Raw genomic sequence first — 15,529 nt, forward strand, 5'->3', positions numbered from 1 at the left:
CGTACCAAAATAATGACTAGGGTTGCACTTTTTTAAATGGATTTAACCTTAAATTCTGCGGCAACTTCATCAATAACAGTGACAATAAAATCACCGCTATTCCCATCCATTGGCGCATATCTAAAGTTTCACCCACAATTAATACGCCTAATGATACGGCAACTACTGGATTGACTAAAGCGACCATTCCCATGATTTCTGGACCTAAGTTTCGCATCGACCACAGCCAAGCCCAATAGGCAACGGCGGTGTTAGCAATCACTAACCATATCAGCGACGGCACCAAAGTCATACTCGGTAGCTGCGGTGGCCCTGCCATAAACCAAGCCAGTGGGATCAGCATCAAGCCGCCCAATAATAGCTGCCACGCGGTCAGTACTAAAAAGTCACCCACATCCCACTTTTGCATCCAGCGAGAAGAAAAAGCGATTAAAGTGGTGGCACTCAGCATGCAAAGTACACCGATAGGATCGAGATCCGCCGACGGGTTAAGCAGTAAAATGACCCCACCTAATCCCATCAAACCTAAGAGTAACCACTTTATTCCTGGCCTTTTTTTATCAATAAGCCAAGCCAGCATTAAGAAGATGAGTGGCAGCGTCGCCCCTAAGGTTCCCGCCACTGCGCCCGGCAAACGATAAGCTCCGATAAATAGCAAAGCGAAGAAAGCGCCGATATTACAAAAAGCGAGCAAACCAAGCTTTGACCACACCAGCGTTGGCAAACGAGGACGCAGCATTAACATTAATATCCCCGCTGGCAAGGCGCGCCACACGGCCACCCAGTAGGGCGACATATCATGTAGGCTAAATTTGCCCAACGCGCCGAAAATGTAAAGTTAGCTTTATAACTAAGCTCTTGAGCTAAATTAAGCCACTGTTTTTTTTGTTTTTAATGTGGAATTTATCTGGTTACGCTCATTAACACTGAATTTAAGTCGTTACAGCTTACCGGATCATAGTTAATCTGATTTTGGTCCTTTGACTTTCAACGACCTGAACGGTATCCTTACCTAACTCTATATTGTGTTTCTGTATATAGCTAAAAATCAAAATTTTACTCATTTTACCTGTTGTAAGGATAATTTCTGTAATGAGCTTTAAGCCGCATTAGTTTAACCCCCTTCATTTTGGATCGCTCAGATCCGTTCGTAGTATCTACCCTTCGGTAGCTTTTGTTGTACCTCCATAAATCTAATATTGATTCGTCACGTTGACGAAAAAGCTCTTGTCTTTGCACATCTGTGTATATGGCTAGCGTTAGCTTTTGTTATTGATTTAATTTTAATCAGAGTGAGTAACATGATTCAAACCATGAAAAAAGAGTGGTTCTCCAATATACGCGGAGATCTGTTAGCCGGTATTGTGGTAGCGCTGGCGTTAATCCCTGAGGCAATTGCCTTTTCTATTATTGCAGGTGTCGATCCTAAGGTCGGCCTATATGCTTCATTCTGTATCGCTGTGGTTATTGCCTTTACTGGTGGCCGTCCTGGCATGATCTCTGCCGCAACAGGCGCGATGGCACTGTTAATGGTGACCTTAGTAAAGGAACATGGCCTTGAGTATTTACTCGCGGCGACCTTATTAACCGGTGTGCTGCAAATTGCTGCGGGTTACTTAAAACTCGGTAGCTTGATGCGTTTCGTCTCCCGCTCTGTGGTGACGGGTTTTGTGAATGCACTGGCGATTCTGATCTTTATGGCCCAGTTGCCCGAACTGACCAATGTGACTTGGCACGTATATGCGATGACGGTAGCTGGCCTCGGTATCATTTACCTATTCCCACTCATCCCTGTGATTGGTAAATCCGTACCTTCGCCTCTCGTGTGTATTGTCGGATTAACGCTTTTTGCGGTTTATATGGGGTTAGATATTCGTACTGTCGGCGACATGGGACAACTGCCTGATACTTTACCTATTTTCCTCTGGCCTGAAGTGCCCTTGACCCTTGAAACTCTGATGATCATCTTCCCTTACTCGGCCGGCCTTGCCGTGGTGGGCTTGCTGGAATCTATGATGACCGCCACCATAGTTGATGACTTAACCGATACCCAAAGCGATAAGAATCGCGAGTGTAAGGGCCAAGGTATTGCCAATATCGGCGCGGGTTTAATGGGCGGTATGGCTGGTTGCGCTATGATTGGTCAGTCGATCATCAACGTTAAATCGGGTGGTCGCGGACGTTTATCATCCTTCGCTGCAGGCGTTTTTTTACTTGTGATGGTGGTGTTTTTAGGAGAGTGGTTAAAGCTTATTCCTATGGCGGCACTGGTTGCCGTGATGATCATGGTGGCTATCGGTACATTCTCTTGGGATTCAATCCGTAATCTTAAGCATCATCCTATGTCAACCAACCTTGTGATGGTGGCGACGGTTGTGGTCGTGGTCGCTACCCATAACTTAGCAATTGGGGTATTTGTAGGTGTATTACTCGCGTCCCTATTTTTTGCTAATAAAGTGGGACGTTTTATGGTGGTTAAGAGTACAACGACTGCTGCTGACACTGGTCGCCATTATCAGGTTATTGGACAAGTCTTTTTTGCTTCATCAGATAAGTTCAGTAATTCATTCGATTTTAGGGAAGTGGTTGATAAAGTGACTATCGACTTATCTCAAGCACATTTTTGGGATATTACCGCGGTATCGGCCCTCGACAAGGTAGTGATTAAATTCCGCCGCGAGGGGACTGAGGTTGAGTTGATTGGCCTTAACGAAGCCAGTGCCACCATAGTCGATAAATTTGGGGTACACGATAAGCCAGAAGAAGTTGAAAAAATGATGTCTGGTCACTAAGCCATTAGCAACACAACAACAAAGGAATAAAACGATGACAAATGTGATTGCTTGTATTGACGGTTCAAATGTGACATCCGCTGTATGTGATGCCAGTGGCTGGGCCGCCTTTCAACTGAATGCCCCTGTAATCCTATTACATGTATTGGATAAGTCAGCCTATCCGATAGAGTCAGATCTGTCGGGAAATATTGGCCTAGGTACACGGGAGCACTTGCTCAATGAAATGGTTGAGCTCGAAGCGCGCCGGGGCAAGCTGGCACTCGAGCAGGGTAAGTATATGTTGCAAGATGCGCAAACGCGCATCGTGGAGGCACAACCTGCAGTCGTGGTTAAAACCTTGCAGCGTCACGGCGATTTAGTCGAAACCCTGTTAGAGCAAGAATCCCATGCCAGATTGGTGGTGATGGGGCGTCAAGGGGAGCAACATCAAGATCAAGCGCAGGCGATTGGCAGCCATCTAGAAAACGTCATTCGCACAGTTAAGCAGCCTATTTTAGTGGTGATGACAGAGTTTGAAGCACCGAAACGATTTATGATTGCCTACGATGGCAGCATTACTGCGAAAAAAGCCCTTAATCAAGTGCTAACAAGTCCACTCTTAAAAGGGCTTGAATGTCATTTGGTGATGGTGTCTGATGCTCAATCACAGGCGACAGCAGAACTGGCGTTGGTGACCGAATCTCTGATGGCGGCGAATTTCAATGTGGTTACCGCTGTTTGTCAGGGAGAAGTTCAAACGGCTCTTGAGATCTATCAACTTGAGCATCACATCGATCTTATGGTGATGGGGGCCTACGGCCATTCGCGGATAAGAGAGTTTTTTGTGGGAAGCAATACCACAAAGATGATCAGTAAAAGCCATATCCCATTATTATTATTGCGCTAACAGCTATTGATATTGCACTAATCAGTATCCAAGACGCTGGTTAGTGCATAGTAATAGAGATAGGTTCTGACGCTTAAGTTTGGAGGTGAAATGAACGAGCAGCTAAAGCAACAACTGCATTTACAGTTACAGCAAATGCTGGAAAGTTTGTTAGCGCAGATTGCAGCACAAACGAGTGATGTGCAAGTTGTCGAACTTGACCAATCACGACTCGGACGTCTTTCACGTATAGATGCATTGCAAGGACAGCAAATGGAATTAGAAACTGCGAGACGCAAGCAGCATCAGTTACAAGTTATTGAAGGTGCATTATTGCGCATAAATAGCGATGAATATGGCAGCTGTTTTGTCTGTGGTGAAGATATCGATTTGAATCGGCTTATGTTTGATCCTACCGTGACTCGCTGCATTAACTGTTCGTAGAAATATTAATGTTAGGCTAAGGCTCTTTAGATAAGGAAAATTTATCATACCTATTGATGTTACGTTAATACAGTAAGGCTAATTTTAAACGTCAATACATACAATAGTCAGTATCAATCACGTTTTATATTTTCCATAATCTCGCAGCTCTTTAACATCTATCGAGTAGGGGGAAACAATTGATTGCTTAACTGAATTTATTGCCCGATAAATAGAAGCTTCTCCAAGGTGATACTCCTTGGCAAGCTGACCAATAGTGGCCCCCTCAGCTCTTTTATCATAAATTGCTTGTTTTAAGGTGTCCGTAAGTTTTACAGGCCTACCAAATTTAACTCCATTTTCATGTGCTTTTGCGATACCTTCAGCTTGCCTCTCTGTCCGCAAGTCATTTTCAAACTCAGCAATAGCAGCCAACATATTGAACATGAGTCTCCCAGTCGAAGTGCTCGTATCAATGTTCTGATCGATAACGAGCAAATCAATACCTTCACTTTGAAAACGCGAAGCAATCTGGGCTAAGTGGACGACTGAGCGAGCAAGACGATCGAGTCGGGTTACCACTAGGGTATCCCCTTCACGTAAATAACTCATGCAAGATTGAAATTCAGACCGTTCAGCCGTCCTCCCACTGCGTTTTTCTTGATATATCTTATTGCACTCAGCTCGATGTAACTTGCCCAGTTGCACTTCTAAGCTTTGACCCGTGGAACTCACTCGAGCATAACCAACTTTGGACATAAATCACCATATCTCTTTAAAGGTTTTGATAATGCACTTATGATAGTAGTTTTGATAGGTAATAACCAGAGCTATCAAATAGTATACATTTTGATAGGGTGCATTTTTGACTTTTATCGCCCAACTGGTGTAAATTGAGCGAATCGAACGATTCGTTTAAAGGTGATAAATGAACACTCTTTCAGCCAATGAAGCAAAAATTCACTTTGGAGATTTGTTGCTCAAAGCTCAACAAGCTCCAATCCAAATTAATAAAAATGGCAAGCCTGTGGCCGTTGTTATTTCAGCTGATGCATACCAAAGTATCGAGACACTAAAATTACATTTGCTTCAATCCAAAGCGGTGAAAGCCATAACTGACATCAAAATGGGCAATTTGGTTGATGGTAATACCTTTTTTGATGAGCTGGCCGCAGGGCAGTATGACTAATGCCGGTAACTTATCATTTAACGCCCGATGCACAATCTGATCTGATAGGTATTCACCGCTTTACGTTAGCCCAATGGGGAACGACTCAGTCGAAGACCTATTTATCAGGGGTAAGCGGATTAAATGGTTGATCTTACCTTTGCATGAGAGTGAGACAGACCGGCATCTCATCGGATTATCTGGTTGATGCTTCACCTACTGCTGGTGCATGTTTCCTTCGCTAATTCCAGCAAGAACCCCACACGCCTCAACTTCCCGGTCATCGTTGCAACTCGCTCTCAGTGAAACGAGTTGTTTCTCAAGCGCTTGCAGAGCGGTTATCTGCGACCGCACATGAGAGATGTGATCATCGAGCAAGGCGTTGACGGCGGTACAAGGCTGATGAGGGTCGTCCTGATAGCTCTGTAGTTCGTGAATCTCAGCCAGTGACAGGCCCAGGATTCTGCAGCGACGGATGAAGGCCAGCCCCTCACCATGCTTCTCGGTATAGACACGGTAACCGTTGTCCTGCCGATCAGGCGGCGGCAACAAGCCCTGCTGTTCATAGAAGCGGATCGTCTGTGTTTCGACCCCTACCAACTGCGCCAACTGACCAATGCGCATCAGCCTCCTCCCCAACGGATTCTTTACTCTATTGACCTTATAGTGACTTTATAGTTTTAAATGGTACCACAACATTGTTCAAGTGGAGTCGTATCATGAGCAAATCCTGTGGTGGCGCCTGTGGCGGTGATGCAACGTCCGCAGCGGATACCGATATACAGGCCTCCTCCGAGGCGCCAGGGAGATGGGTCAGTGTTTATGCCGTGCCGAAGATGGACTGTCCATCAGAAGAACGAATGATTCGCCTAGCCCTGAACGGCTTTGAGGAGATTCGGGCGCTGTCCTTCGACTTGTCGAACCGCCGGCTGAAGGTCGTGCATGACGGCGAGGTCGAGCCCGTCACCTCGAAACTGAAGACCTTGGGGCTAGGCGCCTCGCTTCAGGAAACCGTCGCTGCAAATCCGGAGACCATCAAGGCCGCCGAGTTTTCGGCAGCTTCTGCTAAGCAAGAATCCGGGACCCTGCGCTGGTTGCTCGGCATCAATGCACTTCTGTTCGTGGTGGAAATGACTGCCGGTCTGATCGCCCAGTCCACCGGCCTGATTGGAGAATCCCTGGACAATTTTGCCGATGCGGCGGTGTACGGGCTTGCCCTTTATGCGGTTGGACATAGCGTGAAAATGCAGGTACGTGCCGCGCATCTTGCTGGTGTACTGCAACTGATCTTGGCTGTGGGCGTGCTCGTAGAGGTGGTGAGACGCTTTGTATTCGGTAGTGAGCCTGAATCGCTGGTGATGATGGCTATCGCATTCGTCGCATTGATTGCCAATACCAGTTGTCTGCTGCTCATATCCAAACATCGGGAGGGCGGGGCGCACATGAAGGCAAGCTGGATATTCTCGGCCAACGACGTGGTGATCAACCTGGGGGTCATCACCTCCGGCGCTCTGGTCGCGTGGACCGGGTCCAATTATCCGGATCTGATTATCGGCACCATCGCGGGGGTAATTGTACTTAACGGTGCTAGACGCATTCTGGCGCTCAAGGATTAAGCAATGTCCATTTTTGGCAAACATCTGTCACCGTACGCTCTGTTGTCCATCTCCGGCCTGCTGGCAGCGTCTGATCAGGCCGTAAAATGGCTGGTGCAACAATCAATGGCATATGGCGAGTCTATTTCAGTGACCTCATTCTTTAACTGGGTACACGTATGGAATACCGGTGCCGCATTCAGTCTTTTTGCGAATGGTGGAGGCTGGCAGCGCTACTTTTTTATCGGAATCGCGGTAGTGGTCTCGATTTTTCTGATCAAGCTGATCCTTGAAAATCGTCATAAAGGAGAAGCCATCGCTTGCAGTCTTATCCTCGGTGGCGCCATGGGCAACCTGATTGACCGGGTCTTTCGCGGCTATGTTGTGGATTCCTTTGATTTCTATTGGCGAGACTGGCATTGGCCGGCCTTCAACCTGGCTGATATTGCAATTGTCCTCGGTGCCTTACTTTTAGTTTCCAGCAGCTTGTTGGGTAAAAAAGCAAACACCAATGCCGAGCCGGATGGATCTGACTGACACCTACGCCTATACAACACCATGACCGAACTTCCCGACAACATCCTTCACCTGCCGCAATACCAAGTACTGGGCTGCAAATCAACCGACGACGAAATGCACTTCCAGGTGGACGTGCCCGATCCCATCGCCTGCGAGGAATGCGGCGTGCAGGGTGAGTTCGTACGGTTCGGCAAGCGTGACGTTCCCTATCGTGATCTGCCCATCCACGGCAAGCGGGTCACTCTCTGGGTGGTCCGCCGCCGATACACCTGCCGGGCCTGCAAGACAACATTCAGGCCCCAGCTACCGGAGATGGTGGACGGATTCCGTATGACACTGCGGCTGCATGAGTACGTGGAGAAGGAATCCTTCAACCACCCCTACACCTTTGTGGCGGCACAGACCGGCCTGGACGAGAAGACGGTGCGCGACATCTTCAACGCCCGCGCCGAGTTCCTGGGGCGCTGGCACCGCTTCGAGACGCCCCGCATCCTGGGCATTGACGAGCTATACCTGAACAAGCGCTACCGCTGCATTCTGACCAACATTGAGGAGCGAACCCTGCTCGACCTGCTGGCCACCCGCCGCCAGAACGTGGTGACCAACTACCTGATGAAGCTGAAAGACCGGCAGAAGGTCGAGATCGTCAGCATGGACATGTGGAACCCCTACCGGGCAGCGGTCAAGGCTGTGCTGCCCCAGGCCCGTATCGTGGTCGATAAGTTCCATGTGGTGCGCATGGCCAACGATGCCCTAGAGAGAGTGCGCAAGGGCCTCAGAAAGGAGCTGAAACCGTCCCAGAGCCGGACTCTCAAGGGAGACCGGAAAATCCTGCTGAAACGCGCTCACGAAGTCTCAGACCGGGAGCGCCTCATCATGGAGACCTGGACAGGCGCGTTCCCGCAACTGCTGGCCGCCTACGAGCACAAGGAGCGCTTCTACGGCATCTGGGACGCCACCACACGGCTCCAGGCAGAAGCCGCCCTGGACGAGTGGATAGCCACCATCCCGAAGGGCCAAAAGGAAGTCTGGAGCGATCTGGTCAGGGCAGTGGGAAACTGGCGCGAAGAGACCATGACCTACTTCGAGACGGACATGCCCGTCACCAACGCTTACACGGAGTCCATCAACCGACTGGCCAAGGACAAGAACCGTGAAGGGCGCGGTTACTCCTTCGAGGTGATGCGGGCACGAATGCTCTACACCACGAAGCACAAGAAGAAGGCACCGACTGCGAAGGTCTCTCCTTTCTACAAGAAAACCATCGGTTACGGACTGCCGGACTTCGCAGAGGAACTCAACTACGGAGTCGATCTATCAACCATCTGAGGGTGGTATCAGATTGATGGGGTGAAGGTGCCCCATCAACCATTAAATCCGTATACCCTAAAGTATTAATTTCTTGATCTGAGTCATTTTCATTGAATGACCATCATTTGGTTGGATTGATTTAAAGGGGATTATTCTGTAATGGTAATCCAGTATCCAGGAAACGGATATGATTTATATAACATGTTCGGGGGATTGAAAATTAAAAAAGAAGCCGGAAAAAATCACGTAACTTAACAGTTTTTTCCGGCTTAAATTTTCTGATCCTGACTCTATATAATCGCTCTAAGAATAGCACGTATATCCGTATCCGATACGGTTACCGGATTGGTGGATAGACAGGCATCTTGTAAAGCGGCTGTAATCATGGCATTTTCAGCAGTCGTTACCTGTTCGCGAGTGATGTTTAATGCGCTAAGGTTGTCTGCGACATTAACCTGCTTCATGAGATTGTGCAGATGGGTGATTAGACTCGCGACACAATACTCATCCGCCGACTGGAAGTTTGCCAGGCCACACAGTTTACTTAACCGTGCATATTTTGCACGAACGGCTAAATCACGACTGTTGAACCGGATCACGTGGCACAGCAACAGCGCGTTGGCAAGTCCATGGGGTATGTGCAGTTGACCACCCAGTTGATGAGCAATGGCATGGTTCATTCCCAGCCCGGCCTGGCTGAAGGCGATACCGGCCAGCGTGGAAGCATTATGCATCCGGGTTCGAGCTTCCAGTTCATTACCGTCCCGATATACGACGGGCAGGAAACTGATGACCAGTTGTGCTGCTTTTTCTGCCAGTGCATCAGTAAAGTCCGTTGCGCCTTTGGCCACATATGCCTCAAGTGCATGCGTCAGTACGTCAAGCCCGGTATTGGCTGTTACTGCCGGTGGTACGCTTAGCACCAGTCGCGGTTCAAGAAGCGCTATATCAGGGTAAAGACTGTCATCAAACAACGGGTATTTTATTCTGCTGGCCGGATCGCTGATAACACTGGCGCTGGTGACTTCAGAACCCGTACCACTGGTAGTGGGGATTGCAACGAAGTTCTCAACCATAATGCCAAGCTTGCGGCCAAAGAAAATTATCGCCTTTGCTGAATCCAGTGCCGACCCACCGCCGAAACCGATCACTACATCCGGCTGTATCGCACTCATAGCCTCAATACCAGCCGCCACTGTAGCGACAGGCGGATCGGGGATGATATCGCTAAACAGACCGACAGTGTTGTCCTCGTGGATATTGTCGGTGACCATTTTCAGATTGGGGCTGCCAGCCAGAAAACCATCGCAGACAATCCAGATCTTTTTACCGTGGAGCGTTCTGAGCCAGGTTAAACTGTCGGCTCCGCTATATACCCGCGTTTTTACCGTGAACAGGGACATCTTCACATCCTCCACTTAGCGAATGGAAAATCCATTGGTCAGCACACAACGGCGTTTACGGGCGAAGCTCCGTGCTGATGTTGTCCCTTCGCCAGTGGGTGTCGCAATAGTAAAGGTGGTAAAACCCTCGGCACCTATGCCCAGTCCGGCATAGGAAGGGCCATTTTTCACAAATATTGAAGTCTGCATGGTCTTCGCAGCCAGGTTCAGACGGGTAACATTCTGAGAATGCATTATGGCGGTATGGTGCTGCTCGTTTTCCACCTTCAGAGCCAGTGCCAGTCCTGTCTCGAAATCACTGACCCGTACAACAGGCAGAACTGGCATTAATTGTTCGACCATCACCAGCGGATCGTCCTGCTCCACTTCTACAATAATCAGTCGCGGTGCTGTTGATGTGTTCAGATCAGCAGCCTGCAGGATCACTGCCGGACTTTTACCTACCAGTTTCTTGTTTGCTTCTCCTTTGTCATTGATAACGACCTTGCGCAGTCTGGCAATATCACCGGGCGTTTTTACCAGAAAGGCATCGTTTTTCTGCATATTATCCATGAGGCGATCGGCGATGCTATCTACTACGATGACGCATTTTTCGGCGATACAAAGGACGTTATGATCGAAAGAGGCACCATCAACGATATCTTTGGCAGCCTTGACCGGACAGGCAGTCTCATCCACCAGTACAGGGGGGTTACCAGGGCCAGCACCGATAACTTTTTTACCGGTTTTCATGGCCATATTGACAATTGCCGGACCACCTGTAACCGCAAGCAGAGCAATGCGCGGATCTGACATCATTTCGCGAGTAGCGTCAAAGGTGGGCTCTGCTACGGTGGTAACCAGATTGCGGATCCCGCTTACCCGATAAATGATGTCTTCGATTTTTTCAATAAGCCACAAGGATACCTTTTTTGCGCCCGGATGGGGGCTGAAGTAGACAGCATTACCAGCGGCCAGCATACTGATGGTGTTGTTAATGATAGTTTCGGTCGGATTGGTGCTGGGGGCGATAGCGCCAATGACTCCGAAGGGAGATAGTTCGAATAAAACCATGCCACCATCACCAGTCAGGGCGCTTGTGGTCAAATCCTCAATCCCCGGAGTATTATTCAGTGCCGCAGTGTTTTTACTGATTTTGTCGGGTGCATTACCCATGCCGGTTTCTTCTGCGGCGCGTTCGGACATCTCTTTGATCCAGGGTGCCAGCTCTTCCTTCAGGGCTGTAATGATCCTGGTTCGAAGTGCCAGAGGTTCTGCCATGTATTTTTTATAGGCATCGTAGCTGGCAGTGATAGCATCTTCCACACGAGCGAAGATAGTGTGCTGAATGTTTCCAGGGGCAGTAGCGGTCCCTTTCAGATTATCAGCAAGAATATTGCGGATCATATTCTCCAGTTCAGTGGTATTCATTTTTGACTCCCTGATTTAAGGCTGTCGACAGCCCGTAATGCAATAAGATGATTTTTTTCAGCGGATGCGCCGCTAATTCCGATCCCGCCGATCACTTTCCCCGCACAATACACGACACAGCCTCCGCGGGAGGTATCAATCCCGCCAATAACGTTATGTAGTGTGGGGTCAATGATCTGTTTATTTTCTTTAGCGAAACTTACCGCGGCTTCGGCTGCACGCCCGGCGACAGCAATATCTTCTGCCGATGTACCTGGCATGCGGTAAGTCAGAACACATTCGCCTTTTTCGTCACACAAGGTGATAACTACCATGGCGCTTTGCTGCCACGCCTCTGCCAGAACAGTATCGATAATGTTTTTCAACTGCTCTGAACTGAAAATGTGCTTACTGAAGTTTTCCGATGGCGAAAGTGACTGCGGGTACCGACGGATAACTTCGCGGACGGCCTCCTCCAGCAATATGCGATGCTCGCTGATAAGGGATGCTATATCCTGTTCTGGCATAGCTCTGTTTCTCCTGTAACAGCCGACCGGGGCTAAAACCGGTCGATGGTATCGACGATGCCGACGATGGCAAGATCAATGGCCTGATTTGGTTCCGGAAAGATCTTTCTGGCTGAAGAGCCACGGCTGACCAGAACCAGCTCACCTTCACCTGCTCCCATAGAATCCACAGCAACCTCCAGGGTGTTTTCCTGGAAAAGCGGTGTGGAGCCGTCCAGATTAACTAAAGTAACGACCATCAATTTTTTACCTGTCAGGGACGCAGATTTTTGCGTCGACACCACTGACCCTACGACTTTCGCCAGTTGCATTGCATTACTCCTGCCATATTAGTTTGATGTTCTGTCTTTCCATTACTTCCCGGGCGAGGGCGGTAATCAGCGTCTGCTTTTCCAGTAAAACCCAGCAATCGTGCCAGTGAATAACGCTGGCATAGCTGAGGCCAGCTGCAGCTGCCAGTTTCACCGGTGTACTCATATGGTCAGTGAGTGTGACCGGAAGGCGGCGTAACTCTCGCAGTGGCAGTGCGGTCAGTAATTGCTGGTGGATCTGAAGGTGTAACCTTACGCCATATGCCCATGCTTCCAGGACAGTCGACACTGCCGGGTGGTGGTGATCATAGGCAACCAGACTCTGAATAAAAGCCAGATCAGGTAAGGGCAATATCAGTTGTGCATTATGCAAATAAACCGTTTTTGATAAGCCTGCCGCCAGCTCGGCCTGGGTCACCCGTAAACTCCGGCTTTCCCTTCCCTGTAAAAGTGTAATGACCCTTGAGACGATCATGTCCAGCATAGGCACACCTGCATTAGCGTTTTGTCAGGAGAAGTCTTGCCACTGCCTGGCCTCCATCAATACCGGCAGCATTCGCTTCATCAGTATCAATATGCATTTCAAGACGCATATCCTCAGCAACCCGGATACAGACATCATCAAAAATCAGTTTTCGATCGGTGCCCTCAATCCCGACTTTCACCGTTTCTCCTTGTGTTACGCCAAATATCGCAGCGTCCAGTGGCGACATGTGAATATGTCTGCGAGCGATGATTACTCCCTCGGTGAGATTAATTTCTCCGGCCTCGCTTTTGAGTGTGACAGAGACACTTCCGGTCAGATCACCTGACAGGCGGAGTGGCGCCGTCAGGCCAATTTGCCTGGCATCGGTGTACGAGATTTCCACCTGTGTTTGTCCCCGCAACGGCCCCAGTATCCGTACGTTTTTCAACTGACCTCTTGGACCGATTAAGGAAACGGTCTGCTCTGCCGCAAATTGCCCGGGCTGACCAAGGGGCTTTTTAATTTTCAGAGTCTGTCCGGGAAACAGACTCTGGTAATCTTTTGCCGACAAATGAACATGCCGGTTTGATATACCCAGCGGAATCGTTCGTTGCCGCATCTGCGCAATTACCTGACCGGTCAGTTTTGTGATCAGATCGTGATCCATTGATTTACCTCAATACCGATTTCTGATTGTGAATACATCTACTGCGTGGCTGGCCCTTATGTCGCGGACATGAAGGATCTCCACAGATTTTGCATGTCACCAGTAATTTTGCTGATATGGCGACAGCCTGTTTTGTTTCACCTGTCTGTTGGCTACCCGCATCTGCAGTTTCATCATCAGGTTTTTCCTGATAATGAAACTGATGCAGAGATATTCCGGGTTTAACCTGCTGCGCAACGGCAACGGATCTCGCTGACGCTGTCGGAATATCGAGGTCAGTAGCGATATCTCCCATGACCGGAAATGCTTTGACCGTCGCCACAGATTGTTTTTCACCATATTCAGCAGGAGGAGACTTTGCTGAAGCGTTTGGTTTACTGATTTCCCTGGCCGTTTCCACAGGATCATTGATAGCATCGACCTGAATGATATTGCCTGTGCTTCCCTCGACAGCCTCCCTGATCGGGGGGACTGCCTTTTCTGCGTCCGGATCCTCCTGAACGGATTCAGGTCCGGTTGTGGTATGGGCGGCGGATGCCGTGAGGGCAACGGCCGGGAGAACGGTTATCTTCTGAACAGGCTCAGCTCGGGGCGGTTTAGTTGTTGAAACCAGTTCACCGGTTCCTTTCGCTGGCCGGGCGATTGTGGTGCAGGCAACAAATCCCTGGTGTGCTCTGGCTGTTTCTTCTCCGGCCGATAGAGCCGTACGCACTGCAGCAACATCGCCTGCAATTTTCACCAGCATCCAGCCAGACCCGATGGTTCTTTCCACGCCGATCAGTCTGATCTGGGCGGTTTTCGCCATCACATCAGCAACAGTTATCGCCAGAGACATACCCGAGACTTCGATAAGGCCAAGAGAATGTTGCACAAGCTCCCCCTTTTCCTTGTTAATTTTTCACTCGGCTGTTGCGGTCTGATAAACCGGCAACAGCGTTTCCACCTCATTATGAGGACGTGGGATGACGTGAGTTGATTTCACCTGGCCCACACCGGCTGCAGCTGCGGAGCCCGCCTCCACCGAAGCTTTTACCGCACCGACATCACCTCGTACCATGACGGTAACCAGGCCGGAACCAATTTTTTCGTAACCCACCAACTGGACGTTTGCCGATTTGACCATGGCATCTGCACCTACGATGGCGCCAATCAGTCCATAGGTTTCGATCATTCCAAGCGCATTGTTCATTTCTCTTTTACTCCTGAGTTTCTTGTGTAAAGTTCATCTTCAGCTCCTGTCCCTGACGGGACGGGAGATAATTATTCCGGCAGCGACAGACTTTTTCCCTGGCCCCCCTTGCCCGGCAGAAGTGGTAACCTGGTCAGACCGCGATACAGCGCGGCGCCAAGGCAGGCTCCGAAGATCGGTGCGACGAGTGGTATAATGAAGTAGGGGAATGCACGTCCGCCTGTTAAAGCATTACTACCCCAGCCAGCCAGATAGCTGAACAGACGGGGACCTAAATCCCTTGCCGGATTCAGCGCAAAACCCGTCAGTGCACCGATGGCAACCCCAATCAGGGCCACGGAAATCCCAATCAGTAGCGGCGCCAGCGGACCGCGAGGAACACCGTTGCCGTCGTCGGTCAGCGCCATGATCAGGCACATCAGCGTCAGCGTTCCGATGGTTTCACTGGCAAAAGCCTGAAGCAGATTAATTTCCGGATGGGGAAACGTCGTGAAAATACCCGCCTGTGCAAGGCTGTCCATGCTGCCGCGTTGAATATGGTGTGCCAGCTCATAATCAATAAACAGATTGTGGTAAAGCAGGTAGACCACCATGGCGCCGCCAAAAGCGCCCATAATCTGGCACAGGATGTAAGGTAAGACCTTATGGGCACTGAAATTGCCGAAAAGCCACAATGCGATAGTGACTGCCGGATTAAGATGCCCTCCGGATATTCCCGCAGTGAGGTAAACACCGAGTGCGACACTCAGTCCCCAGACAATACAGATCTCCCACAAACCGAAACTGGCGGCAGCCAGTTTCATCGCTGCGAGGCAACTGATACCAAGAAACAGAAAGAGTCCGGTGCCCAGAAATTCGGCAAGGCACTCCTGCTTTAATGTCGGTAAGGTTGTGTTCATAA

Annotated in this window: 20 protein-coding genes; 8 read left to right on the top strand and 12 right to left on the bottom strand. The window is 49.5% G+C overall.

Annotated elements, in window-relative coordinates; all coding sequences use genetic code 11:
• Nucleotides 1–16: 16 nt before the first annotated feature.
• A complete protein-coding gene (locus tag SPUTW3181_RS02120; RefSeq protein WP_049824070.1) occupies nucleotides 17–832 on the bottom strand; it encodes a DMT family transporter in 816 nt (271 codons plus the stop codon).
• A 469-nt stretch (nucleotides 833–1,301) separates the two neighbouring features.
• On the opposite strand from SPUTW3181_RS02120, the gene SPUTW3181_RS02125 reads away from it, so the two are divergent.
• The 3 genes from SPUTW3181_RS02125 (at nucleotide 1,302) to SPUTW3181_RS02135 (ending at nucleotide 4,104) form a co-directional block, all read left to right on the top strand.
• Complete coding sequence (locus tag SPUTW3181_RS02125; protein WP_011787801.1) at nucleotides 1,302–2,792, top strand: SulP family inorganic anion transporter; 1,491 nt, start codon at nucleotides 1,302–1,304, stop codon at nucleotides 2,790–2,792.
• Between the two features lie 34 nt (nucleotides 2,793–2,826).
• Nucleotides 2,827–3,681, top strand: coding sequence for a universal stress protein (locus SPUTW3181_RS02130; RefSeq protein WP_011787802.1), 855 nt, complete (start codon nucleotides 2,827–2,829; stop codon nucleotides 3,679–3,681).
• Nucleotides 3,682–3,771: 90 nt separating this feature from the next.
• Nucleotides 3,772–4,104, top strand: coding sequence for a TraR/DksA family transcriptional regulator (locus SPUTW3181_RS02135; protein ID WP_011787803.1), 333 nt, complete (start codon nucleotides 3,772–3,774; stop codon nucleotides 4,102–4,104).
• 117 nt (nucleotides 4,105–4,221) lie between these two features.
• Here the strand turns inward: SPUTW3181_RS02135 and SPUTW3181_RS02140 are convergent, their stop codons facing one another.
• Nucleotides 4,222–4,842: a recombinase family protein gene (locus tag SPUTW3181_RS02140; protein WP_011787804.1), complete on the bottom strand. Its 621-nt coding sequence runs from the start codon at nucleotides 4,840–4,842 to the stop codon at nucleotides 4,222–4,224.
• Nucleotides 4,843–5,011: 169 nt separating this feature from the next.
• On the opposite strand from SPUTW3181_RS02140, the gene SPUTW3181_RS02145 reads away from it, so the two are divergent.
• Both SPUTW3181_RS02145 and SPUTW3181_RS22210 read left to right on the top strand, forming a co-directional pair.
• Nucleotides 5,012–5,272 (top strand): type II toxin-antitoxin system Phd/YefM family antitoxin, encoded by a 261-nt coding sequence (locus tag SPUTW3181_RS02145; RefSeq protein ID WP_011787805.1) that lies wholly within the window; start codon nucleotides 5,012–5,014, stop codon nucleotides 5,270–5,272.
• Entirely contained in the window at nucleotides 5,272–5,403 is a 132-nt protein-coding gene (locus tag SPUTW3181_RS22210; protein WP_264636808.1) for a hypothetical protein, read from the top strand. Before SPUTW3181_RS02145 ends, SPUTW3181_RS22210 begins: the two co-directional genes overlap by 1 nt.
• 64 nt (nucleotides 5,404–5,467) lie before the next feature.
• Here the strand turns inward: SPUTW3181_RS22210 and cadR are convergent, their stop codons facing one another.
• Nucleotides 5,468–5,875 carry a Cd(II)/Pb(II)-responsive transcriptional regulator gene (cadR, locus tag SPUTW3181_RS02155; RefSeq protein WP_004364961.1) on the bottom strand — a complete coding sequence of 136 codons (408 nt, stop codon included), beginning with the start codon at nucleotides 5,873–5,875 and terminating at the stop codon, nucleotides 5,468–5,470.
• Nucleotides 5,876–5,970: 95 nt separating this feature from the next.
• On the opposite strand from cadR, the gene SPUTW3181_RS02160 reads away from it, so the two are divergent.
• Genes SPUTW3181_RS02160 through SPUTW3181_RS02170 form a run of 3 tightly spaced genes read left to right on the top strand, consistent with a single transcriptional unit; the run spans nucleotide 5,971 to nucleotide 8,694 of the window.
• Complete coding sequence (locus SPUTW3181_RS02160; protein WP_011787806.1) at nucleotides 5,971–6,867, top strand: cation transporter; 897 nt, start codon at nucleotides 5,971–5,973, stop codon at nucleotides 6,865–6,867.
• A gap of 3 nt (nucleotides 6,868–6,870) precedes the next feature.
• Entirely contained in the window at nucleotides 6,871–7,383 is a 513-nt protein-coding gene (gene lspA / locus SPUTW3181_RS02165) for a signal peptidase II (protein ID WP_011787807.1), read from the top strand.
• Nucleotides 7,384–7,404: 21 nt separating this feature from the next.
• Nucleotides 7,405–8,694 carry an ISL3-like element ISPpu12 family transposase gene (locus SPUTW3181_RS02170; RefSeq protein WP_011918377.1) on the top strand — a complete coding sequence of 430 codons (1,290 nt, stop codon included), beginning with the start codon at nucleotides 7,405–7,407 and terminating at the stop codon, nucleotides 8,692–8,694.
• A gap of 272 nt (nucleotides 8,695–8,966) precedes the next feature.
• Here SPUTW3181_RS02170 and SPUTW3181_RS02175 read toward each other — a convergent pair whose 3' ends face one another.
• From SPUTW3181_RS02175 to SPUTW3181_RS02215, 9 genes are all read right to left on the bottom strand, one after another.
• On the bottom strand, nucleotides 8,967–10,079 hold the full coding sequence (locus SPUTW3181_RS02175; RefSeq protein ID WP_011787809.1) for a 1-propanol dehydrogenase PduQ: 1,113 nt from the start codon (nucleotides 10,077–10,079) through the stop codon (nucleotides 8,967–8,969).
• A gap of 15 nt (nucleotides 10,080–10,094) precedes the next feature.
• Nucleotides 10,095–11,489, bottom strand: a complete 1,395-nt coding sequence (locus SPUTW3181_RS02180; protein ID WP_011787810.1) for an aldehyde dehydrogenase family protein — start codon at nucleotides 11,487–11,489, stop codon at nucleotides 10,095–10,097.
• Nucleotides 11,486–11,995 carry a heme-binding protein gene (locus SPUTW3181_RS02185; protein WP_011787811.1) on the bottom strand — a complete coding sequence of 170 codons (510 nt, stop codon included), beginning with the start codon at nucleotides 11,993–11,995 and terminating at the stop codon, nucleotides 11,486–11,488. Before SPUTW3181_RS02185 ends, SPUTW3181_RS02180 begins: the two co-directional genes overlap by 4 nt.
• Before the next feature lie 32 nt (nucleotides 11,996–12,027).
• A complete protein-coding gene (locus tag SPUTW3181_RS02190) occupies nucleotides 12,028–12,306 on the bottom strand; it encodes a EutN/CcmL family microcompartment protein (RefSeq protein ID WP_011787812.1) in 279 nt (92 codons plus the stop codon).
• A 4-nt stretch (nucleotides 12,307–12,310) separates the two neighbouring features.
• A complete protein-coding gene (pduM, locus tag SPUTW3181_RS02195; RefSeq protein WP_011918379.1) occupies nucleotides 12,311–12,790 on the bottom strand; it encodes a microcompartment protein PduM in 480 nt (159 codons plus the stop codon).
• Nucleotides 12,791–12,803: 13 nt separating this feature from the next.
• Nucleotides 12,804–13,439 (bottom strand): phosphate propanoyltransferase, encoded by a 636-nt coding sequence (locus SPUTW3181_RS02200; protein ID WP_011787814.1) that lies wholly within the window; start codon nucleotides 13,437–13,439, stop codon nucleotides 12,804–12,806.
• Between the two features lie 4 nt (nucleotides 13,440–13,443).
• Nucleotides 13,444–14,310, bottom strand: coding sequence for a BMC domain-containing protein (locus SPUTW3181_RS02205; protein ID WP_011787815.1), 867 nt, complete (start codon nucleotides 14,308–14,310; stop codon nucleotides 13,444–13,446).
• Between the two features lie 27 nt (nucleotides 14,311–14,337).
• Nucleotides 14,338–14,628: a BMC domain-containing protein gene (locus SPUTW3181_RS02210; protein WP_011787816.1), complete on the bottom strand. Its 291-nt coding sequence runs from the start codon at nucleotides 14,626–14,628 to the stop codon at nucleotides 14,338–14,340.
• 71 nt (nucleotides 14,629–14,699) lie between these two features.
• On the bottom strand, nucleotides 14,700–15,527 hold the full coding sequence (locus SPUTW3181_RS02215) for an MIP/aquaporin family protein (protein WP_011787817.1): 828 nt from the start codon (nucleotides 15,525–15,527) through the stop codon (nucleotides 14,700–14,702).
• Nucleotides 15,528–15,529 lie beyond the last annotated feature (2 nt).

The organism is Shewanella sp. W3-18-1, assembly GCF_000015185.1.
GTDB lineage: Bacteria > Pseudomonadota > Gammaproteobacteria > Enterobacterales > Shewanellaceae > Shewanella > Shewanella putrefaciens.